The organism is Vibrio sp. 1180_3 (assembly GCF_029478545.1).
Taxonomy (GTDB): Bacteria; Pseudomonadota; Gammaproteobacteria; order Enterobacterales; family Vibrionaceae; genus Vibrio; species Vibrio aestuarianus.
Map to the genome: position 1 here is coordinate 1 of NZ_SJFM01000002.1, position 20,216 is coordinate 20,216.

Here is a 20,216-nt window from a genome sequence, read left to right on the forward strand (position 1 = left end):
TACTCTACGATTACATGGTCAAATGTATGAAAGAACTGGCAAAGCCAGAGCCTGATATTAACTCTCTTCTGCCTTGGAACGTCTCACACTGAAATTAAAACGCCCCGTGGGATTATGGGGCGCATACCACCGTCAAGATAATAAGCCACATCATTTCCGTTGCGCACGCCTAAAAGCGTTGTTGTAAGTGATGTTCATTTGAATGGTGTTATCATCAATTTTCTGCATTTCACCTTTTTCAATCATCGAGCTTATTGGTGATTATTCTTCATCTCGATTTTCAATGACGCCGTGTTTCTTTTTCCACATTTCCCAGCGTTGGTAGGCCAACTGCTGCATGTCGGTGATCTTGTCAGCCTCATCTACAATTTGCTCACCTAGTAGATATTCAAAGATATCTTCTAAAGTCAAAATGCCTTGTACTGTACCGTATTCATCGACTACTAAGGCTAGCTGTAGGCGCTTTTTCATGATTTGCTCGAACGCTTTAAACAGGCTCATTTTGTTTAAAAGCGCATGCAGTGGGCGCATCACTTCTTCTAAACGTTTCTCACCTTGTCCTTTTTGTTGCAGCTTAAATAGCTCCAAACGAAGCACAAAGCCGACAATATTGCCTTTGCTTTGGCTATATACCAGTGGACGTGAGAAAGGTGTTTCACTGTGTTGCTGTAAAAATTCATTGATGGTCATTTCGCCATCGACGCGAAATAGTACCGTGCGTGGCGTCATTACTTGGGTGACCGGGACATACTGAATACTCAACAAGTTATTGAGTATTTTTGATTCGCCTTCGGTAAGCTCACCACTTTCATTGGCAAGTAGTGCCATAGCCGATAATTCATCGCGCATTTTAGGTTGTTCAATATTACGAGCCAAACGCTTGGTGATCTGCTCTGAAAACCAGACAAATGGAGTCAATGCCCAAACCATCCAACGTAGTATTGTGGCAGCAACCGGTGCCAGTTGACGCCAGTAAGTAGCGCCTAGGGTTTTGGGGACAATTTCAGAAAGTACCAAAATACCTAACGTTAATACTGCAGAGAACACCCCCAGCCATTCGCTGCCAAATACCACAGCAGCTTGTGCACCAGCACTAGCTGCACCGATGGTATGAGCGATGGTGTTTAGCGTTAAAATTGAAGCCAGCGGGCGATCAATATCCGCTTTTAACTGGTTGAGTTTTTCAGCAGCAGGGTGCTGTTGTTGACGTAGTTGAGCAAGATAGCTTGGTGTAATGCTTAATAGCACCGCCTCTAAAACCGAACAGATAAAAGAGACACCGATAGCAACGGCAATATAAACCGTAAGCAAAAACATGAATGATCCTTAGTAAGATATACCATACCAATAGTGCGTTTCACGATACCTGAACATGACTGGTGCTGATATTTTAAGTCGTCTACTGACTTGAAATATCAGGCTATTCAAGTATAGACACGCTATAAATAAGGCTTTCAAGCATGAAAAACAAGCCAATGTGCTTTGTTAATCAGTAACAAATTGTGAGTTAATGCTCATATTGTGGTTAAAAGTAAGGCATAGAGACAAAAGTTCGGTGACAAACCTTTGCCAGACGGGGGCTTTATGCTTTAGAGTGATCTCAATTCGATAACCTATAAGAAGGGAAACCTAATGAACAAGACCCAATTAATCGACTTTATCGCAGAAAAAGCAGACCTATCTAAAGCACAAGCAAAAGCTGCTCTTGAAGCGACTTTAGGCGCAGTTGAAGGTGCTCTCAAAGAGGGTGACCAAGTTCAGCTAATTGGTTTTGGTACATTCAAAGTAAACCACCGTGCAGCGCGTACTGGCCGTAACCCTAAAACGGGTGCTGAGATCCAAATCGCAGCAGCAAACGTTCCAGCATTTGTAGCAGGTAAAGCGCTGAAAGATTCAGTGAAATAATTTATACTACGCCGAGATACTCTCTCGGCGTAGATTCTTCCCATGAAAAAATTCCTGTTACCATCTCTGTGCTCTCTTTTCCTTATCGGATGCACCGCTTCTAGCCACACGCCCAATATTGAACAATACGTAAATTATACCAGTGGACAAACGATGGGTGATGCCACCAGTTTTTATTGGTATACCGAGCGTCTGGTTTTGCCCAACAGCGCTGCTGACTATGTTAATTCTGGCGAGTATGGTGGCTATCAAACCAATTACCGTTGGGACGAAGGCTCATTGCGAGAGTTAAAGCGAGAAGGTTCATTACCGAGCAACAATAACTTGGTGCCTTATAGTATTCATCTGCGTTTTAATAAAGATGGTGAAGCGGTTTATCAACAATATCGTGTTGATGGAAAAGTGCTGCCATTGAGTAAAGAGCAGCTATCTATTTACCTTGCGCAATCTCAGTATGTTGCTTCTGTTACTAAAGACAATCGCGGTTTGTCATTAATCCAAGGTGTTTGGGATGGTGAAGTGTTTGCAAGCTGTACTGGCAATCAATACAGTCAAGTTGAATTCAATCAGAACTTGCATCACGTTGATACGAGCTCTTCGTCACCGAAGCATTACCTCGCTTTTCTTGGTAAGGTTCGCAATAACCGCATGTATGTTGAGAAGCTGTTAATGCAGGCCGATGAAAACCATGGTTGTGTAAATAAGCCTCAATTGATAGAAGATTAAAAAATAAGGCGTTCATTGAACGCCTTATTGACAAGATGTGATGAGCTGTTTTTAGTTTGACTCTTGCTCACGTGCAATCGCGCGGTAACCAATGTCGTTGCGGTAGAACATACCATTCCAACTCACTTGTTTAGTAAGAGCGTAAGCGAGCTGCTGAGCTTCTGATACGCTATTACCGAGTGCTGTTGCACACAGTACTCGGCCGCCGTTAGTGACTACATCGCCAGCATCGTTGTTGGTTGTACCTGCGTGGAAAATTTTCTCACCTTCCACTTCTTGTTGTGGTAAGCCTGAAATGACATCACCTTTAGCGTAATCAGCCGGATAACCGCCAGCAGCAAGAACAATACCGATAGACGCACGAGGGTCCCATTTCGATTCCATCTGATCAAGTTTACCGTCGATAGCTGCCAAACAGAGTTCAACCAAGTCAGATTGCATGCGCATCATAATCGGTTGGGTTTCTGGGTCACCAAAACGGCAGTTGTATTCGATCACTTTTGGTGTGCCAGCAGCATCAATCATCAAACCTGCGTACAAGAAACCTGTATATGGGTTACCTTCAGCAGCCATGCCGCGTACGGTAGGGTAAATGACTTCTTGCATCACACGGTCGTGAATCTCAGCGGTCACAACTGGCGCAGGGGAGTAAGCGCCCATACCGCCAGTGTTGGGGCCGGTATCTTTGTCGCCGACACGTTTGTGGTCTTGGCTGGTGGCCATGGGTAACACATTTTCACCATCAACCATCACGATAAAGCTTGCTTCTTCACCATCTAAAAATTCTTCGATGACTACGCGACTGCCTGCATTGCCAAAGGCGTTGCCTGCCAGCATATCTTTAATCGCATCTTCCGCTTCTTGCAGGGTCATCGCCACGATAACGCCTTTACCAGCAGCAAGGCCGTCAGCTTTGACAACAATCGGTGCGCCTTGCTCACGTACGTATGCTAAAGCTGGGTCAATTTCAGTGAAATTGGCGTAAGCCCCAGTTGGAATTTTATGACGAGCTAGGAAGTCTTTAGTAAAGGCTTTAGAGCCTTCAAGTTGCGCCGCTGCCTGAGTTGGACCAAAAATAGGTAATCTAGCTTCACGGAAAGCATCAACCACGCCAAGAACCAATGGAACTTCAGGGCCAACAATGGTCAGTTCAATCTGTTTTTGTTTGGCAAATTCAACTAGTTCAGAGATGCTCTCTACGCCAATGTTGACGTTTTCTAGTTTAGGCTCAAGTGCTGTTCCTGCATTGCCTGGCGCAATAAATACAGTTTCAACTTGAGAGTTTTGCGCGACTTTCCAACCAAGAGCGTGTTCGCGACCGCCAGAACCAATAATTAAAACTCGCATATTTAAAATTCCTTAATCTTAAAATATCGTTCACTCAAAGTAGTTGCTGCTGTGGCGTCGTTAACGACGCCACGCTGCCAAATACGAAGAGAGTATTAATGGCGGAAGTGACGCATTCCGGTAAAGATCATCGCCATGCCGTGTTCGTCGGCGGCGGCAATCACTTCGTCATCACGCATTGAACCACCTGGTTGAATCACGCATTTTATACCCGCTTCTGCAGCGGCATCGATGCCGTCACGGAATGGGAAGAAAGCGTCTGATGCCATCACACAACCTTCTACTTGTAGTCCTTCATCTGCGGCCTTAATCCCAGCGATTTTCGCCGAGTAGACGCGACTCATTTGGCCAGCGCCCACGCCGATGGTCATATCACCCTTAGAGTAAACAATTGCGTTAGATTTCACGTATTTCGCTACCTTCCAACAAAATAGTGCGTCTTTTAGCTCTTCTGCGGTTGGGTGGCGCTTAGAGACAACTTTAAGCTCTTCGGCTGAAACCATGCCTTGATCACGGTCTTGCACCAGTAGGCCGCCATTAACGCGCTTGACATCAAAGCCTGTTGTCTTCGTTGACCATTGACCGCATTCAAGTAGGCGAACGTTTTTCTTCGCCGCAACTACTTCTACCGCTTCCGCTGAAACAGAAGGAGCGATGATCACTTCAACAAATTGACGTTCCACGATAGCGGCTGCAGTTTGGGCGTCTAGCTCACGGTTGAACGCGATGATGCCACCAAATGCAGACGTTGGGTCTGTTTGGTAAGCGCGGTTGTATGCTTCAAGAATGTCACCGCCCAGTGCAACACCACATGGGTTAGCGTGCTTTACTATCACACATGCTGGCTCGGCGAATTCTTTCACGCACTCAAGTGCTGCGTCTGTATCGGCGATATTGTTGTAAGACAGCGCTTTGCCTTGGATTTGGCGTGCAGTCGAGACTGAGGCTTCCTCTGAATTGGCTTCAACATAGAAAGCGGCCGCTTGGTGACTGTTCTCACCATAGCGCATATCTTGTTTTTTGAGGAACTGCTGGTTGAAGGTGCGAGGGAATTTGCTCTCTTCATCGGCCTTCTTTCCTTCGTCATCAAGTAAAGAGGCGCCGTAAGAAGGAACCATAGTGCCGAAGTAGTTGGCGATCATGCCATCGTAAGCTGCAGTATGTTCGAAGGCCGCAATCGCAAGGTCAAAACGAGTTTCTAGAGTAAGAGACTTATCGTTAGCGTCCATCTCAGCAATTACACGGTCATAGTCATGTGCATTCACCACGATAGTTACGTCTTTGTGGTTTTTAGCCGCAGAGCGAACCATAGTCGGGCCGCCGATATCGATGTTTTCTACGGCATCGGCTAGGGTACAACCTGCTTTTGCTACGGTTTCTGCAAATGGGTACAAGTTCACTACCACCATATCAATGGCTTGAATACCGTGTTTTTGCATGATTTCATCATCTTGGCCGCGGCGGCCCAGAACGCCACCATGCACTTTCGGGTGTAGTGTTTTCACACGGCCATCCATCATTTCAGGGAAACCGGTATAGTCAGAGACTTCTGTTACTGCAATACCTTGGTCTGCCAATAGGCGAGCGGTGCCGCCAGTAGAAAGAATATCGACACCACGCTTCGTTAATGCTTGAGCGAACTCAACAATGCCGGTTTTGTCTGATACGCTGATCAATGCGCGGTGAATAGGACGAGCGTTATTCATGCTTCGGTCTTCCTCAAATCATGGAGTTAATGGGAAATTTGATGGCGCACATTCTAACCAAATAATTACAAAAAAGCTCGCGCAATCGTTTGCCATTGCAAAAATAATTGTAGAAATGGCGAGGATAGGCAATAAAAGTTACGAAAAGGTTAATTGAGGTGTTTATGTTTCAGATCGGTGAATTAGCAAAACGGTGTGGTGTATCGACAGATACATTACGTTTTTATGAAAAAAATGCGTTGATTAAGCCAGCAGGGCGCAGTGAGTCTGGTTACCGTTTATATACTGAAGAAAACCAGCAACAAGTCAGTTTTATTCTTAAGGCGAAAGGAGTCGGACTGAGTTTAGATGAGATAAAAGAACTATTAGAAATTAAATTGGAAGCAACGGTACATAGTTGTGCGGAAGTGAAATCGATCACCTCAGCAAAATTGATGTCAATCGACCAAAAAATTGCTGAACTGACCACTATTCGTCAAGCATTAAAGAAAATTAATGATGCGTGTTGCGGTCATGCTGAAGATAACGCCAGTCACTGTTCTATTTTGACCGCGTTAGCTACCAATAAACCTTAGTTTGCATTTTTGATAACAGTGAGTGTTAGGGACGTTATATAAACCTTTATATAATCGCCCGCTTATTTTATTGAGCCTTTTGATATCTAAATTAAATAGATATGTGAAATATCTCTCATTACTGTTATTGCTTGTGGTGCACACATGGTTGGAATGTATTTTCAAATCAACGACTGGATTTTGAGCGTTGATGAAAATAAGTTGTATCGCCAAGATAGGGAAGTTGCGGTCGAACCGAGATTAATAAACCTTTTATATTTTCTTGCAAGAAATTCAGGGGAAGTGTTTTGTCGTGAAGAGTTGATAGAGCACGTTTGGAACGGAGCGATTGTGACCGACCAAGTGGTGACTCAATCAATCTTTGAGCTGCGAAAACTACTACGTGATGGGCGTGAGGAGAACATTAATTATCTCACCACCGTGCCGAAACGCGGCTATAAATTAATGGCGAATGTGTCTGAAATTACGTCAGAACAATTTGCACAGCAACGCGTTGGCGTTGTCGCATCAAATGAACCAGTAAAAGATTTGTCTGTTTCCGAAACGCCACACAGTGAAACCTCAGAAATTATCAATGAAGTCTCTTTTCCCGCCGCTCCGCTTACGCGTGCATTGAGTTACCGCAGTAAAGCCAATTCAAGGCTGAATAAAACGGGTCAGGTGTCGCGTTGGAAATCTATTACTTTGGATATTATGTGGGTGAGTGTGTTGATCGTCGCTTTTGCACTATTCACTTATCATCAGTCAGCAACCAAGATTACTCAAGCAATGGATACACATTTGATTGAGTTTCGGTTGCAAAACAGTTTTTCCAAACAGGCATCGAATGATGAGTTGGCTGATGGTGTCGTGCAGAAGTTGATGGCGGATATTATTCAAGTCAGTGATTACCGAGTTCATTTAAGTCAAACTCCCTTTTCGTCAGGTATTGTGCCGGGTAAATCAGTGACGGTTGAGGTGAAAGAACAAGCCAACAAAGCTTATTTAGATGTGGAGTATCGTAGCAATGCATCAAATACGATTTTATTCAGTCGTCAGTATTCACTCGCCACTTCGCAGTTGCACCGAGTTATGGAGCAAGCCTCATTTGATTTGATGCAAGCGTTAGATGTGCCCAACGCTGAGCAGAAAGCAAGCCAACTAATGCAAGGTTTACCTTCGGATCATCAAGCGCTCACGTTATTGATTCATGCCAATCATTATCTGAATTTGTCTAAGCCTCAAGACTTCAAGCATGCTATCGCCTTGCTTGAACGTGTATTGAAGATAGAGCCGCATAATGCTTATGTTCAAGCTGAGCTGTTAATTGCGTATTATGTACAGTTAGCACTCGATCCTGCGTTAATGTCTGTTAATGAACAGATTAACGTGGTCAGCCAGACCTTGAGTAATGAACTTGAACAAACGCAGCACACTTTACCAGCCCGAGTTTATGAAGCGTTAGCGCTGCATGAGATGCTTAGCGATAACCCAGACAAAGCACAGGTCTACTTGCAACTGTCATTAGAGAAGCGTTCATCGGTGTTGTCGTACGTGTTGCTGGGTAAGTTGTCTGAATTGAAAGGGGATAGGGAACGTGCGAGTGATGCTTACAGTGAAGCGTTTTATATGAATACCTCTATGGAAACCTACATGTTATGTGAAAACTTAGCATTTTATAGCAATTTAAAATCGATCGATTACGCGCTTTACCGTTCGGTGCACCCTTCTGTAGTGCCAGTGATTTAACTTGCTCGCTTTCCCTTCTAAGTCCGGATGAATGGTTGCGTCCCATCCGGATTCACTCCTTTCCTCTTGCTTGATATCCTCTTTCTACTTGAAGCTGCAGTGGTGTTGGCTATACGTTCGTTCACCCCAATCACATCGCGTGTCTATGCTCATGGGGATTCACTCACTTGCCGCCTACCTGCAGATCCACGTAGTTTTAGTATAAGTTTATATTGCCGTTGATATGCTTCGTCTTGTTGGTTGAGTTTTTTATAACCTTTACAATTTTGATTCTCTATTTTCTATCAGTATGAAAAACAACGACTTTTATATTATTCATTATCAAGGTTTTCTAAAAAACCTACCGATTTACTCATTGTTTTATTGATAACGATATCCTTATTTTTTTTATGAGTTTTAAGCGTAATCTGCTGCCAAATTCAGTGGGGTGTCGTTCATTGTGTATACCGACAAAGTTATGCGTGATGACAGCCAACTTATGATTTGAGCTTGTTGGCTTATTGAAAAATATTGGGAGACGTTATGTCATCGAATGCAAAAAAAATCGGTTTGATTGCCTGTACAGGAGTCGTTGCCGGCAACATGATGGGAAGTGGTATTGCACTATTACCTTCTTCATTGGCTGCTGTTGGATCAGTATCAATCTTTAGTTGGATTATCTGTTTAGTTGGTGCATTAAGTTTAGCGTTTGTATTTGCCCGTTTAGCAACAAAGAATCCTCAAGAAGGCGGTCCAATCGCTTACGCTGGTGAGGTATCACCGGTATTTGGTTTTCAAACGGGCGTTCTTTACTACCATGCAAACTGGATTGGTAACCTAGCAATCGCAATTACTGGTGTTTCATATCTCTCAGTTTTTTTCCCTGCTTTAAATAATCCTATCCCTGCCGCTGCAGCGACGATTGCATCGGTGTGGCTATTTACCTTAGTTAACTTACTCGGTGGTAGTTGGGTCAGCCGTCTTTGTACTCTAGGTCTGGGTCTAATTCTTATTCCTGTCGTTGGTACTGCTGTTGTTGGTTGGGGACATTTTGATCCTGCACTATATAACCAAAACTGGAATGTATCTTCAGGCACAAATAGCCATGCTGTGATTAGTGCAGTGCTTATCTGTCTATGGTCATTTGTTGGCGTTGAATCAGCAGCCGTATCATCTGGTATGGTCAAAAATCCAAAACGCACTGTTCCCCTAGCGACAATGTTAGGTACTGCTATTGCTGGCGTTATTTATATCCTATCAACTCAAGTCATTAGCGGTATGTTTCCTGCTGCAGAAGTTGCGGCATCCGGCGCTCCGTTTGCTCTAGCAACAACAGAAATCTTTGGTAGCTGGTCAGCACCATTCGTTGCAGCATTCACTGCATTAGCTTGCTTCACATCACTTGGCTCTTGGATGATGTTGGTTGGTGAGGCAGGTAAGCGTGCGGCTCACGATGGTAACTTCCCTAAAATTTACGGTGAGACTGATAAAAACGGTGTAGCGAAAAAAGGTTTGATACTCGCTTCGCTAAAAATGACGACGTTAATGATTGTATTGACTGCCTTCAGCTCTCAATCAGCACATACTGCGGACTTATTTAATCAGTTAACGACTGATGCCGTGTTACTCACAATGCTGCCTTACTTCTATTCAAGTATTAACTTAATTCGATTCGAAGGTATGACAACACGCAACGGTTTTATCATGTTTTTCTCTGGAATTGCCTGTGTATTTTGCATGATTGCTCTCGCTGGCGCAGAAGGCTCAACACTGACTGCTACCTTCATCGTTTCACTTATTATTTTGATGTTCTACACCAAGAAAGTGGGTTTGGCTCAGTACATCGAACAACACAAAAATGACACTCCTGTGTCTGCCGCGTAATTCCTCAAGCTAGCGTGTTATTCACGGCACGTTAGCCCTTAATTTTAAATTTGGCGCTCGTCTTACTCACCATCTCAATTGATGGAGAGCGCCCTTTTTCGCCTTGGAGATGTCCTGATGAATATTTTTGCTATCTTGAACCATATGGGTGTGTTCTTTAAAGAAGAGCCTGTTCGCCAACTTCACACCGCATTAGAAAAAGCGGGTTACGAAGTGGTTTACCCTGTCGATGATAAAGATTTGATCAAACTTATCGAAATGAACCCACGTATTTGTGGTGTGTTATTTGACTGGGATAAATACTCGCTAGAGTTGTGTGAACGCATTAGTAACGTTAATGAAAAACTGCCAGTACATGCATTTGCTAATGACCAATCAACACTTGATATCTCACTGACTGATCTACGTTTGAACGTCAGCTTCTTTGAATATGCTTTAGGTATGGCAGACGATATTGCGATAAAAATTAACCAAGCAACACAGCAATACAAAGATGCGATCATGCCTCCGTTCACCAAAGCATTGTTTAAGTATGTCGAAGAGGGTAAATACACCTTCTGTACCCCAGGCCACATGGGCGGTACGGCTTTCCAAAAAAGCCCTGCTGGTAGCATCTTCTATGATTTTTATGGCCCAAATACCTTCAAAGCTGATGTCTCGATCTCGATGCCTGAACTGGGTTCACTGCTCGATCATTCTGGTCCTCATAAAGAAGCGGAAGAGTACATTGCACGCACATTTAATGCCGACAGTTCTTACATCGTAACCAATGGTACGTCTACATCGAACAAAATCGTGGGCATGTATTCTGCGCCGGCGGGTAGCACTGTGTTAGTGGACCGTAACTGCCATAAATCATTAACTCATTTAATGATGATGACTGACGTAACGCCAATCTACTTCCGCCCAACTCGTAACGCATATGGCATCCTTGGCGGTATTCCACAAAGTGAATTCAGCCGTGACGTGATTGCAGAGAAAGTAGCGAAAACACCAGGTGCAACTGCTCCATCTTACGCTGTCGTGACTAACTCGACTTACGATGGTCTGCTGTACAACACGCAATTCATCAAAGAATCGCTAGATTGTAAACACATCCACTTCGACAGTGCTTGGGTGCCTTACACTAACTTCAATCCAATTTACGACGGTAAATGTGGTATGAGTGGTGAAGCGATGCCTGGTAAAGTGTTTTACGAGACACAATCCACACACAAACTGCTGGCAGCGTTCTCACAAGCGTCAATGATTCACGTGAAAGGTGATTTCGATAAAGAATCTTTCAACGAAGCATTCATGATGCACACTTCAACTTCACCTCAGTACGGCATTGTTGCTTCTACCGAAACTGCGGCAGCAATGATGCGCGGCAATACTGGTAAGAAGTTAATGCAAGATTCTATCGATCGCGCAATCCGCTTCCGTAAAGAGATCAAACGCCTAGAAGCTGAAAGCGACAGCTGGTTCTTCGATGTATGGCAACCAGAAAATATCGATACGACTGAATGTTGGAAACTGGACCCTAGCGATACATGGCACGGCTTCAAGAATATGGATGACAACCACATGTATCTTGATCCAATCAAAATTACGTTATTAACTCCCGGTATGAGTAAAGATGGTCAGCTTGAGCAATCAGGAATTCCGGCTTCATTAGTGGCTAAATTCTTGGATGAGCACGGCATCGTGGTCGAAAAAACAGGCCCATACAACCTGCTGTTCTTATTCTCGATCGGTATTGATAAATCGAAAGCGATGCAATTGCTGCGTGGTTTAACAGAGTTTAAACGTGGCTACGATTTGAACTTGACCATTCGTACAATGTTGCCTTCGCTTTATAAAGAAGATCCAAGTTTTTACGAGGGCATGCGTATCCAAGAATTGGCGCAAGGTATTCATGACCTGACTAAGAAATATGCATTGCCAGAATTGATGTACAAAGCATTTGATGTATTGCCTGAGATGAAAGTGACGCCACACGCGGCATGGCAACAAGAGCTTCGTGGTCAAACGGAAGAAGTGCTGTTGAATGAAATGGTTAATCGTGTCAGTGCTAATATGATCTTGCCTTACCCTCCAGGTGTTCCATTGGTGCTACCTGGTGAAATGGTCACAGAAAGTTCTCGTCCAGTATTAGAGTTTTTAGAAATGCTGTGTGAAATCGGTGCTCATTATCCTGGCTTTGAAACGGATATTCACGGTTTGTATCGTCAAGCCGATGGTAGTTACACAGTGAAAGTGCTGAAAGATTAAGAAAATAGAAAATTAATTCGAGCGTGCCCCCATTCACCAACGTACGTCGAGCAGAGAGAGCCTTTTGGCTCTCTCTTTTTCGTTTTTATTTCTCAATCATCGAATTAAGCCGTTCATTTAAACCTTAAACACGCCGACGCTACGAGCCAGTTGCTGGCCGCTTTGCATCAATTGTTCGCTGGCGGCGACAACTTGGTTCGCTTGCGCTGCCGCTTGGGTGCTGTGATCGGCGATATTGGTTAAGTTGCGGCTGATTTCATCGGTCGCCATAGTTTGCTGAGAACTGGCTTCAGCGATGTGTTCATTGAGCGATAAAATAGCATTCACTTGCTCATCAATTTCATTGAGCATTTGCTGTGCAAGCTCAGCCTGTTCTTGAGTTGCTTTTGATTGCTGCTGAGTTTGTTCCATCGACTGGCCGAGTTCTTTGGCTCGATTTTGCAAGCTAGCAATGATCTGTTCAATTTCATTGGTGCTAGTTTGAGTTCGAGTCGCCAGTGCGCGCACTTCATCGGCAACTACCGCAAAGCCTCGCCCTTGTTCACCTGCGCGAGCCGCCTCAATGGCCGCGTTAAGTGCCAATAAGTTGGTTTGCTCTGCCACGCCTCGAATCACCGCCAGTACTGCACCGACATCTTGTGTTTCTTTAGTTAGGCTTTGAGTGGTCGCTTCGGTAGCGGTTAATAAGTCGGATAATGAATCCATATAACTTGAGGCTTTGGCAATCACAGCACTACCAGCTTGGCCTTTTTCACTCGCGGTGTGCGCGGCTTTGGCTGCATCGTGGGCGGAGTTGGCTACCTCTTGGTTGCTTGCATGTAACTGATTCATCGCCGAAGCTACGGTATCGACTGATTGCTGTTGATCCATGGCTTTATTCGATGCGTTTTGAGCCACTTGTGTTAACTCAATGGCAGAGCCTGTGATGTGTTCAGTTATCGGGTTAATATCTAGAACAATGTGACGAATTTTGGCCGTAAATTCATTGAAGGCTTGTGCGATATGCGAGAGTTCATCATTGCCTTTTACGTCCAACTGCTTGGTTAAGTCGCCATCACCTTTAGCTATCTCTTCCAATGCATTTTGCGTTTCTTCACAAGGCTGAGTAATGCTGCGGCTGATGGTGGCAGAGAGGGCGATCATCACCACAATGACGCCGCTAAGCAGCATAAGAACCGATTGAATGCGTTGCCAGATCAGCGCGTTGACATCATCTATATATACCCCAGTCCCAATGATCCATCCCCAGGGCTTAAACAGTTTTACGTATGAAATTTTTTCTACATCAACGTTGGAGCCGGGCTTTGGCCACATATAGCTGACAAATCCCTCTCCTTGTTTTCTAGTGACATTAACGAATTCAACGAAAAGGTTTTTACCGGTTGGGTCTTTGATTGCAGAGAGATTTTTTCCATCCAGTTGTGGCTTGATCGGGTGCATGACCATTTTGGGTTCAGAATCATTGATCCAGAAATAATCTTTATTTTGGTAGCGAAGTTTAGCAATGGCTTGTTTGGCTTGCGTTTGAGCTTGTTGTTGAGATAGCGAGCCACTTTGTTGCAATTGATGGTAATGATCAAGCAAGCTATGCCCTGCCTCCACCAAGTGGCGGGTTTTGGTTTGCTTTGCGGTCATTAGATCATTTTGATAATCATTGAGCATCGAAATAAAAGGCATCAATAACAGCAGTGTGATAACGCTTGTCAGCAAGAATAAGCGGGTTCTGATTTTGGTGCGACGTAAGCTAGATAGGGCCATAAACTTCACTCCTTGAATACGGCTGGCGATACTTCTCTAAAGAATCATTTTTATTATTGGATTTTTTATTATGGCTGAAGTTTGCTCATTAATGGTTGGATTTCTAAAAAATTGAACATAACAGAGTGAATTTTTTACGTAAATGCGACTAAAGGAGGAGTAATACGTCAGCTTATTCATCGTTTCATTTTTTAAATCTCACAACAAAACGTGTTTAAAACGAAAAAACCGAGCACTGAGGCTCGGTTTTGAAAGCGATGGTATTTACCGACTTGCTTAGTCGAGTTTGGTATTGTTTTGAGTGGTGTAGCCTTGCTCTGGATGGTTAGGAACAGTCGGAAATGCTAGGTATAGCTGTTGCTCTTTAACCATAGGGCTTAGGTAGTGGCGTCTCAGCGTTTCTGTATTCATGCCAAGTAATTCAGCAAGGTCGGAGAGCCGTAGGCAGTTCGGTGCTGCGTGAGCGCAGAGGACTAGAATGATGTTCTTTACATCAGGTTTATTTTTACGGCCTTGCTGCTGCAGTACTGGTTGTGCAATAGCTCTTAACTCTCCCCAAAGTTGTTGGTCTTCTGCGGTGAAGCTACTTGTAGACTCCGGCGCATTTCTATTTAGGTCCGGCACATCATGTTTGAGGTCCGGCACTAGGTCCGGCGCATCATTTTTGAGGTCCGGCACTAATGTTGTCGGCTCAGGTTCAAACAGAGAAAGTTGCGCCGCACTCGGTGAGGCCACAAAGCTAATGCTTTTGCCTGCATCGTTGTCTGGTGTAGGTACTTCAATCCCTTTAAGGTGGTATATTTTACCTTTATGTTTGCCTGCTGAATTTAAATAACCAGCCGAGACTAATTGGCTTAGCGCTAGCGTTACTTCACGTGTGTGTTCAGAAGTAAGGGAACAAATTCGCTCATGGTTAAACCAAGATTCAGTCACAGCCGTTACCAGAATTGTGCGTTTCAGCTCGCTCAGTTGTTTGTAGTTTTCACCAAAGAGATCGACCAACTGCTGGTGGAGTTCTGGGGAAAGGATGTTCACCATTCGCAGCTCTAGCAGTGTTTGACCGAGTTCGTGTTTTTCGTAGAGGTGTGGCGGTTGCCAGTTTTGACTACGGCAGTTGCTGTAAATTTTAGGAATGCCGGAGCCTGCTTTTTCACTAAGACCAATATTCAAGAACATTTGGTGAATGGCCGGATTACGGCACTGACTGTTGCCACCAGCAATTGCTTCTTGAACAGGAATTCGCATCAAGCCAGGATTACGAAAACCAATAAAATCAGGGTGTTTTTCGATCAGAATATTATCTTCTGAATCAAAGTCGGCGTGCGCGAGTGTGTTGACCAAGGCCTCTCGAATTGCTTCATGAGCCGGAGACGTATCAAGGCGTTGGCCATCACTCAGTTGAAAGCTTACTTTTAAGTCGGCGGTGAGCTTACGATACACCTTGCGGTAGAAATCAAAGGCATTACCTGACCATGAACCATCGGTATAAATACGGTCAATCCAGCGGTGAGAGCTATCGTCTTTCTCTTGGTAGTCGAGAGAGTAAGCCGGAAAGGCATCTTGTAGCGCATCCCAACGACCAAACATCACCAGCCCTGCTAACGTTAACCCTTCAATACCCGATGCGCGATCTCGTCGCCAAGCACGAATAGAGCGCAGAAATTCTTGAGCCGAGAGTTCTAAAAAAGGGTGCTGAGGCTTCGCGTCTTTAAACATTTGACGATAGACACGAAGGCTTTCGGGCTCGATATCATCAATAGTAAAGTGTTCTAGTATTCTTTGGTCGCGCTCGTTCTCTTGCTCGGCCATCATCTGTTTGACGGTATCGGCAGAACATTTCTGGTCGGCTTCGTAACGACGTACAAAGCTACCTGTAATAGGGTTGCCATTGATATAAATCGGGCGCTCTTTGCGCGGCGCTCTCGGCACGTCAATGCGAATAAGAGACTTACCTTCGATAACCTCAACGCATACGTCTCGCTCGCTGAGTAAGTTACCACTGACCTTGTTGGGGTTGTTGACCGTATCAACGATGTTCTTAACCAATGGGGCAGGGTTTGCGATACCTTCAAGGGTAAACTGGCCGCGCTTTTCCTTGATGCCAAGCAGAATGACACCACCACGAGTGTTGGCAAACGCGCTGTAGGTTTCCCACATATCATTAGGGACTGCGCCTTTACCATCGCGACCACAAGCGAGTTTGCACTCTACTTCGGCACTCTCTTGTAGTAGTTGAATGTCTTCGAGGCTATTTAGGGTTAACTCTGCCATGGTTCCTCGCACAAACATCTGTTGAAGTAAGCCTTTTTTAAATAACTTGGTTTGACCTATTTGCTTAGAGACTACATCGATTTTTTATCGAGAGTTCTGACCTTCCGAGTCTGCTTGCTTTTCTACCCATCACTAATAGTTAGAAAAGACTCAAAGCTAATCGTCCTCACCTTATTTACGCTGCTACAGTTATTCACGTTAATACTACTTTATTCTTTAGTCCACATCTTTGGGTACATATAAATAAAAAGCCACACTCACATAAAGGGAGTGTGGCTTAAAATTCAATGGTTTAACTAATTTTTATTAGTTCATGCCGTATTTTTTTAGCTTCTTACGCAGAGTACCGCGGTTGATACCCATCATGGTTGCTGCGCGAGTTTGATTACCGCGAGTGTATTGCATGATGGTGTCTAATAGTGGCTGTTCAACTTCAGCGAGAACTAATTCGTATAGTTCTGTCACTTCTTGGCCGTTTAACTGAGCAAGATAGTTTTTAAGAGATGCTTTAACTGAATCACGTAATGGTTTTTGCGTGATTTGATCTTGTGAAGTTACGGTTGTTACTGTGAAAGCTTCTGAAGTCAGATTTTGTTCGAACATATGCGGTCTAGCTCTTCTCTTAATTATGATGCAACGTTATCAAAATAACCTTCTAACGCGTCTATTTGCAGCGGCGCTGCGTCAATAGCGTTGAAGGTACGGCGAAACTCACTCGCTTGTTGATGCTCTTTTAGGTACCAACCCACGTGCTTACGTGCAATACGGGGGCCTAAATACTCGCCATAGAAACTATGTAGAGCGTGAACATGACCAAGCATAATGTCTTTCACTTCCGCAGCCGGAAGTTCAGGCATTGTGGTGCCGTTTTCCAAATAGTGTTGGATTTCTTGAAAAATCCACGGACGACCTTGGGCAGGGCGTCCAATCATTAAAGCGTCGGCACCAGTGTAATCTAGTACGTACTTCGCCTTCTCTGGGCTATCGATATCACCGTTAGCGATAACCGGAATGGAGATGGCTTGTTTCACCGCTTTAATGCTGTCGTATTCGGCCTCGCCTTTGTACATACATGCTTTGGTTCTCCCATGCAGGGCCAAGGCTTGTATGCCGCAGTCTTCGGCTAATTTAGCGATGTGGACACAGTTTTTATTGTCTGTGTCCCAGCCAGTGCGGGTCTTCAATGTCACTGGGACATCGACTGCATTCACTACTGCTTTCAGGATCTGTTCTATCGTGTCCGGAAATTGTAGCAATGCAGAACCTGCTAGCTTCTTATTCACTTTTTTTGCTGGACAACCCATGTTGATGTCGATGATCTGAGCACCGTTTTCAACACTGAACTGGGCGGCATCTGCCATCAACTGTGGGTCGGCTCCGGCAATTTGTACAGAGCGAATGCCCGATTCGCCTTCATGTACCATGCGTTGTTTCGACTTTGACGTTTTCCATAGAGCAGGATTTGAGGACATCATTTCACTGACGGCCATTCCCGCTCCATAGCGAAGGCACAACTCTCGAAACGGTCTGTCGGTCACTCCCGCCATGGGAGCAACGATAAGTTTGTTCTTAAGTTGATAGTTTCCGATTTTCAAAACGTCATCACAGTTCTGTACCAGCAAGGGCGCGCATTTTACGCATTTTTTTACTGCGTGAAAAGACTAATATTTGAGCATTTACTATTTGTTTTAGTAATTTGTATAAAATACAGTCAATTAGCGCGCAAAGTCTTATCTAGCCTTGCTTGCGACCAGAGATTCGACACCATTCACTTTGCTCAATGATTGGATCGATGTGAAGTTCATCACGGTAATGGTTGGCAACATCTTCAGCTTGAGTATCTAACACGCCAGACATCGCTAGCACACCATTTGGCTTCACTAGGCTCTTGATGATGGCGTTTAGTTCACGCAATGGACCTGCCAGAATGTTAGCGACAACCACATCGGCAATCAGCCCTTCAGGTTGATCTTGGGGTAAGTAAACTTCGAGTTGGTCAGCCACGCCATTACGTTGTGCGTTGTCTTTGGACGCCAGCAGTGCTTGTGGGTCGATATCAATACCGACAACTTTTGCAGCCCCTAATTTGATGGCAGCAATCGCCAAAATACCAGAGCCACAACCAAAATCGATCACGGTTTTACCTGATAGGTCTAAGCTTTCTAGCCACTCTAAGCAGAGCGCTGTTGTTGGGTGAGTACCTGTGCCAAAGGCAAGGCCTGGGTCAAGCATTACGTTTACTGCATCTGGTTCTGGAATGTCGCGCCAGCTTGGGCAGATCCATAAGCGTTGACCAAATTTCATTGGGTGGAAGTTATCCATCCATTCACGTTCCCAGTCTTTGTCTTCGAGCTGTTCAACTTTGTAGGCAAAGTCTTGGCTGAGCAGTTGGCTTGCCTGAATTTGTTCAAGTACCCACGCGGTATCAGCTTCGGCATCATACAATGCCAGAATATCGGTATCGCCCCATAGGCGCGTTTCACCCGGTAGTGGTTCGAATACTGGAGTATCTTGTGCATCAAGGAAAGTAACTGATAATGCTCCAGTTTCTTCCATCAGCATATCGCCAATTTGTTCCGCATTGGCGTTAGTTGCGTTCAGTTTAATTTGAATCCAAGGCATGTCAGTTGCTCTTTCATATCGTCAATTGGCGCAGAGTTTAGCAGAAAGTTACTCGGCTGCCGAAAACAAAAATGCTCACCGAAGTGAGCATTTGGAATTTCGCTATACGAGATTAGTGTTGCAGACCAAGCTTCTTCTCTAGGTAGTGGATGTTGGCACCACCGTGTTGGAAGTTTTCGTCTTGCATGATCGACTGCTGAAGCGTGATATTGGTTTTGATGCCATCGACAATCATTTCATTGAGTGCATTCTTCATGCGCGCAATCGCTACGTCACGGTTTTCACCGTAAGTGATCAGCTTACCAATCATTGAATCGTAATGCGATGGTACGGTGTAGCCCGCATAAATGTGTGATTCCCAACGAACACCCATGCCGCCCGGCGCGTGGAAGTGTTCAATTTTACCCGGTGAAGGTAGGAAGCGCACTGGATCTTCAGCATTGATACGACACTCGATAGCATGGCCACGAATCTTAATATCATCTTGGGTGAATGACAGTGGTTGGCCTGCGGCAACACGAAGCTGCTCTTTGATAAGGTCAACGCCAGTTACCATTTCTGTTACTGGGTGCTCTACCTGAATACGAGTATTCATTTCAATGAAGTAGAACTCACCGTTTTCGTACAAGAATTCAAAAGTACCAGCACCACGGTAGCCGATTTCGATACAAGCACGAGTACAACGTTCACCGATGTATTTGCGCATCTCTTCAGTGATACCTGGAGCTGGAGCTTCTTCCACCACTTTTTGGTGACGACGCTGCATTGAGCAGTCACGTTCACCTAGATGGATTGCACCGCCTTGGCCATCAGCAATGATTTGTACTTCAACGTGACGTGGGTTTTCAAGGAATTTTTCCATGTAAACCACATCGTTGTTAAAAGCCGCTTTTGCTTCAGCGCGAGTCATAGCAATAGCTTGAATCAATTCACCTTCAGAGCGAACCACACGCATACCACGACCGCCACCGCCACCAGAGGCTTTGATGATCACTGGGTAGCCGATACGTTTCGCGTGTGCTTTATTTTTTGCATCGTCACCGTCAAGTGGGCCATCAGAACCCGGAACGCATGGTACGCCTGCTTTTTTCATCGCATTGATAGCGGATACTTTGTCGCCCATCATGCGGATTGTATCGGCTTTTGGACCTACAAAAATGAAACCAGAGCGCTCTACTTGTTCAGCAAAGTCTGCGTTTTCAGATAAGAAGCCGTACCCTGGGTGAATCGCTACCGCGCCTGTGACTTCTGCGGCAGAAATAATGCGAGGAATATTTAGGTAGCTATCGATACCACGAGCAGGACCAATACACACGGTTTCATCTGCAAGCAGTACGTGTTTTAGATCGCGGTCAGCCGTTGAGTGAACGGCAACGGTTTTGATACCGAGTTCTTTACATGCGCGAAGAATACGAAGTGCAATTTCACCTCGGTTCGCGATGACTAATTTGTCTAACATAAG

Annotated in this window: 15 protein-coding genes; 6 read left to right on the forward strand and 9 right to left on the reverse strand. The window is 44.7% G+C overall.

Annotated elements, in window-relative coordinates; all coding sequences use genetic code 11:
* Positions 1 to 261: 261 nt before the first annotated feature.
* On the reverse strand, positions 262 to 1,317 hold the full coding sequence (locus tag EYW48_RS01630) for a hemolysin family protein (RefSeq protein WP_277431796.1): 1,056 nt from the start codon (positions 1,315 to 1,317) through the stop codon (positions 262 to 264).
* A gap of 315 nt (positions 1,318 to 1,632) precedes the next feature.
* Here EYW48_RS01630 and hupA point away from each other — a divergent pair, with 315 nt between their 5' ends.
* Positions 1,633 to 1,905, forward strand: a complete 273-nt coding sequence (hupA, locus tag EYW48_RS01635; protein ID WP_010320328.1) for a nucleoid-associated protein HU-alpha — start codon at positions 1,633 to 1,635, stop codon at positions 1,903 to 1,905.
* A gap of 42 nt (positions 1,906 to 1,947) precedes the next feature.
* Entirely contained in the window at positions 1,948 to 2,631 is a 684-nt protein-coding gene (locus EYW48_RS01640) for a DUF1481 domain-containing protein (RefSeq protein WP_274673387.1), read from the forward strand.
* Between the two features lie 51 nt (positions 2,632 to 2,682).
* Here EYW48_RS01640 and purD read toward each other — a convergent pair whose 3' ends face one another.
* The gene (gene purD / locus EYW48_RS01645; RefSeq protein WP_176246724.1) at positions 2,683 to 3,978 is read right to left on the reverse strand and encodes a phosphoribosylamine--glycine ligase; all 1,296 of its coding nucleotides are present in this window, start codon (positions 3,976 to 3,978) and stop codon (positions 2,683 to 2,685) included.
* Between the two features lie 95 nt (positions 3,979 to 4,073).
* On the reverse strand, positions 4,074 to 5,684 hold the full coding sequence (gene purH, locus EYW48_RS01650; protein WP_277431797.1) for a bifunctional phosphoribosylaminoimidazolecarboxamide formyltransferase/IMP cyclohydrolase: 1,611 nt from the start codon (positions 5,682 to 5,684) through the stop codon (positions 4,074 to 4,076).
* A 164-nt stretch (positions 5,685 to 5,848) separates the two neighbouring features.
* On the opposite strand from purH, the gene zntR reads away from it, so the two are divergent.
* From zntR to EYW48_RS01670, 4 genes are all read left to right on the forward strand, one after another.
* A complete protein-coding gene (gene zntR / locus EYW48_RS01655) occupies positions 5,849 to 6,259 on the forward strand; it encodes a Zn(2+)-responsive transcriptional regulator (RefSeq protein ID WP_176313061.1) in 411 nt (136 codons plus the stop codon).
* 144 nt (positions 6,260 to 6,403) lie between these two features.
* Positions 6,404 to 7,987, forward strand: a complete 1,584-nt coding sequence (cadC, locus tag EYW48_RS01660; RefSeq protein WP_277431798.1) for a lysine decarboxylation/transport transcriptional activator CadC — start codon at positions 6,404 to 6,406, stop codon at positions 7,985 to 7,987.
* Positions 7,988 to 8,509: 522 nt separating this feature from the next.
* Complete coding sequence (gene cadB / locus EYW48_RS01665; protein WP_053309656.1) at positions 8,510 to 9,850, forward strand: cadaverine/lysine antiporter; 1,341 nt, start codon at positions 8,510 to 8,512, stop codon at positions 9,848 to 9,850.
* Positions 9,851 to 9,967: 117 nt separating this feature from the next.
* Positions 9,968 to 12,103 (forward strand): lysine decarboxylase CadA, encoded by a 2,136-nt coding sequence (locus EYW48_RS01670; protein ID WP_274673390.1) that lies wholly within the window; start codon positions 9,968 to 9,970, stop codon positions 12,101 to 12,103.
* Between the two features lie 117 nt (positions 12,104 to 12,220).
* On the opposite strand, the gene EYW48_RS01675 is transcribed toward EYW48_RS01670, so the two are convergent.
* From EYW48_RS01675 to accC, 6 genes are all read right to left on the reverse strand, one after another.
* Complete coding sequence (locus EYW48_RS01675; protein WP_277431799.1) at positions 12,221 to 13,861, reverse strand: methyl-accepting chemotaxis protein; 1,641 nt, start codon at positions 13,859 to 13,861, stop codon at positions 12,221 to 12,223.
* A gap of 276 nt (positions 13,862 to 14,137) precedes the next feature.
* Positions 14,138 to 16,132: an ATP-binding protein gene (locus EYW48_RS01680; RefSeq protein ID WP_277431800.1), complete on the reverse strand. Its 1,995-nt coding sequence runs from the start codon at positions 16,130 to 16,132 to the stop codon at positions 14,138 to 14,140.
* A 306-nt stretch (positions 16,133 to 16,438) separates the two neighbouring features.
* Positions 16,439 to 16,735: a DNA-binding transcriptional regulator Fis gene (fis, locus tag EYW48_RS01685; RefSeq protein WP_010320338.1), complete on the reverse strand. Its 297-nt coding sequence runs from the start codon at positions 16,733 to 16,735 to the stop codon at positions 16,439 to 16,441.
* A gap of 23 nt (positions 16,736 to 16,758) precedes the next feature.
* A complete protein-coding gene (dusB, locus tag EYW48_RS01690) occupies positions 16,759 to 17,727 on the reverse strand; it encodes a tRNA dihydrouridine synthase DusB (protein WP_053309797.1) in 969 nt (322 codons plus the stop codon).
* A 139-nt stretch (positions 17,728 to 17,866) separates the two neighbouring features.
* On the reverse strand, positions 17,867 to 18,754 hold the full coding sequence (gene prmA, locus EYW48_RS01695; RefSeq protein ID WP_171980188.1) for a 50S ribosomal protein L11 methyltransferase: 888 nt from the start codon (positions 18,752 to 18,754) through the stop codon (positions 17,867 to 17,869).
* A gap of 112 nt (positions 18,755 to 18,866) precedes the next feature.
* Entirely contained in the window at positions 18,867 to 20,213 is a 1,347-nt protein-coding gene (gene accC, locus EYW48_RS01700) for an acetyl-CoA carboxylase biotin carboxylase subunit (protein WP_277431801.1), read from the reverse strand.
* Positions 20,214 to 20,216 lie beyond the last annotated feature (3 nt).

Bases quoted from the DNA above. Each gene is read 5' to 3' on its own strand.
- EYW48_RS01630 (WP_277431796.1), bottom strand. From the start codon at position 1,317: ATGTTTTTGCTTACGGTTTATATTGCCGTTGCTATCGGTGTCTCTTTT.
- hupA (WP_010320328.1), top strand. From the start codon at position 1,633: ATGAACAAGACCCAATTAATCGACTTTATCGCAGAAAAAGCAGACCTA.
- EYW48_RS01640 (WP_274673387.1), top strand. From the start codon at position 1,948: ATGAAAAAATTCCTGTTACCATCTCTGTGCTCTCTTTTCCTTATCGGA.
- purD (WP_176246724.1), bottom strand. From the start codon at position 3,978: ATGCGAGTTTTAATTATTGGTTCTGGCGGTCGCGAACACGCTCTTGGT.
- purH (WP_277431797.1), bottom strand. From the start codon at position 5,684: ATGAATAACGCTCGTCCTATTCACCGCGCATTGATCAGCGTATCAGAC.
- zntR (WP_176313061.1), top strand. From the start codon at position 5,849: ATGTTTCAGATCGGTGAATTAGCAAAACGGTGTGGTGTATCGACAGAT.
- cadC (WP_277431798.1), top strand. From the start codon at position 6,404: ATGGTTGGAATGTATTTTCAAATCAACGACTGGATTTTGAGCGTTGAT.
- cadB (WP_053309656.1), top strand. From the start codon at position 8,510: ATGTCATCGAATGCAAAAAAAATCGGTTTGATTGCCTGTACAGGAGTC.
- EYW48_RS01670 (WP_274673390.1), top strand. From the start codon at position 9,968: ATGAATATTTTTGCTATCTTGAACCATATGGGTGTGTTCTTTAAAGAA.
- EYW48_RS01675 (WP_277431799.1), bottom strand. From the start codon at position 13,861: ATGGCCCTATCTAGCTTACGTCGCACCAAAATCAGAACCCGCTTATTC.
- EYW48_RS01680 (WP_277431800.1), bottom strand. From the start codon at position 16,132: ATGGCAGAGTTAACCCTAAATAGCCTCGAAGACATTCAACTACTACAA.
- fis (WP_010320338.1), bottom strand. From the start codon at position 16,735: ATGTTCGAACAAAATCTGACTTCAGAAGCTTTCACAGTAACAACCGTA.
- prmA (WP_171980188.1), bottom strand. From the start codon at position 18,754: ATGCCTTGGATTCAAATTAAACTGAACGCAACTAACGCCAATGCGGAA.
- accC (WP_277431801.1), bottom strand. From the start codon at position 20,213: ATGTTAGACAAATTAGTCATCGCGAACCGAGGTGAAATTGCACTTCGT.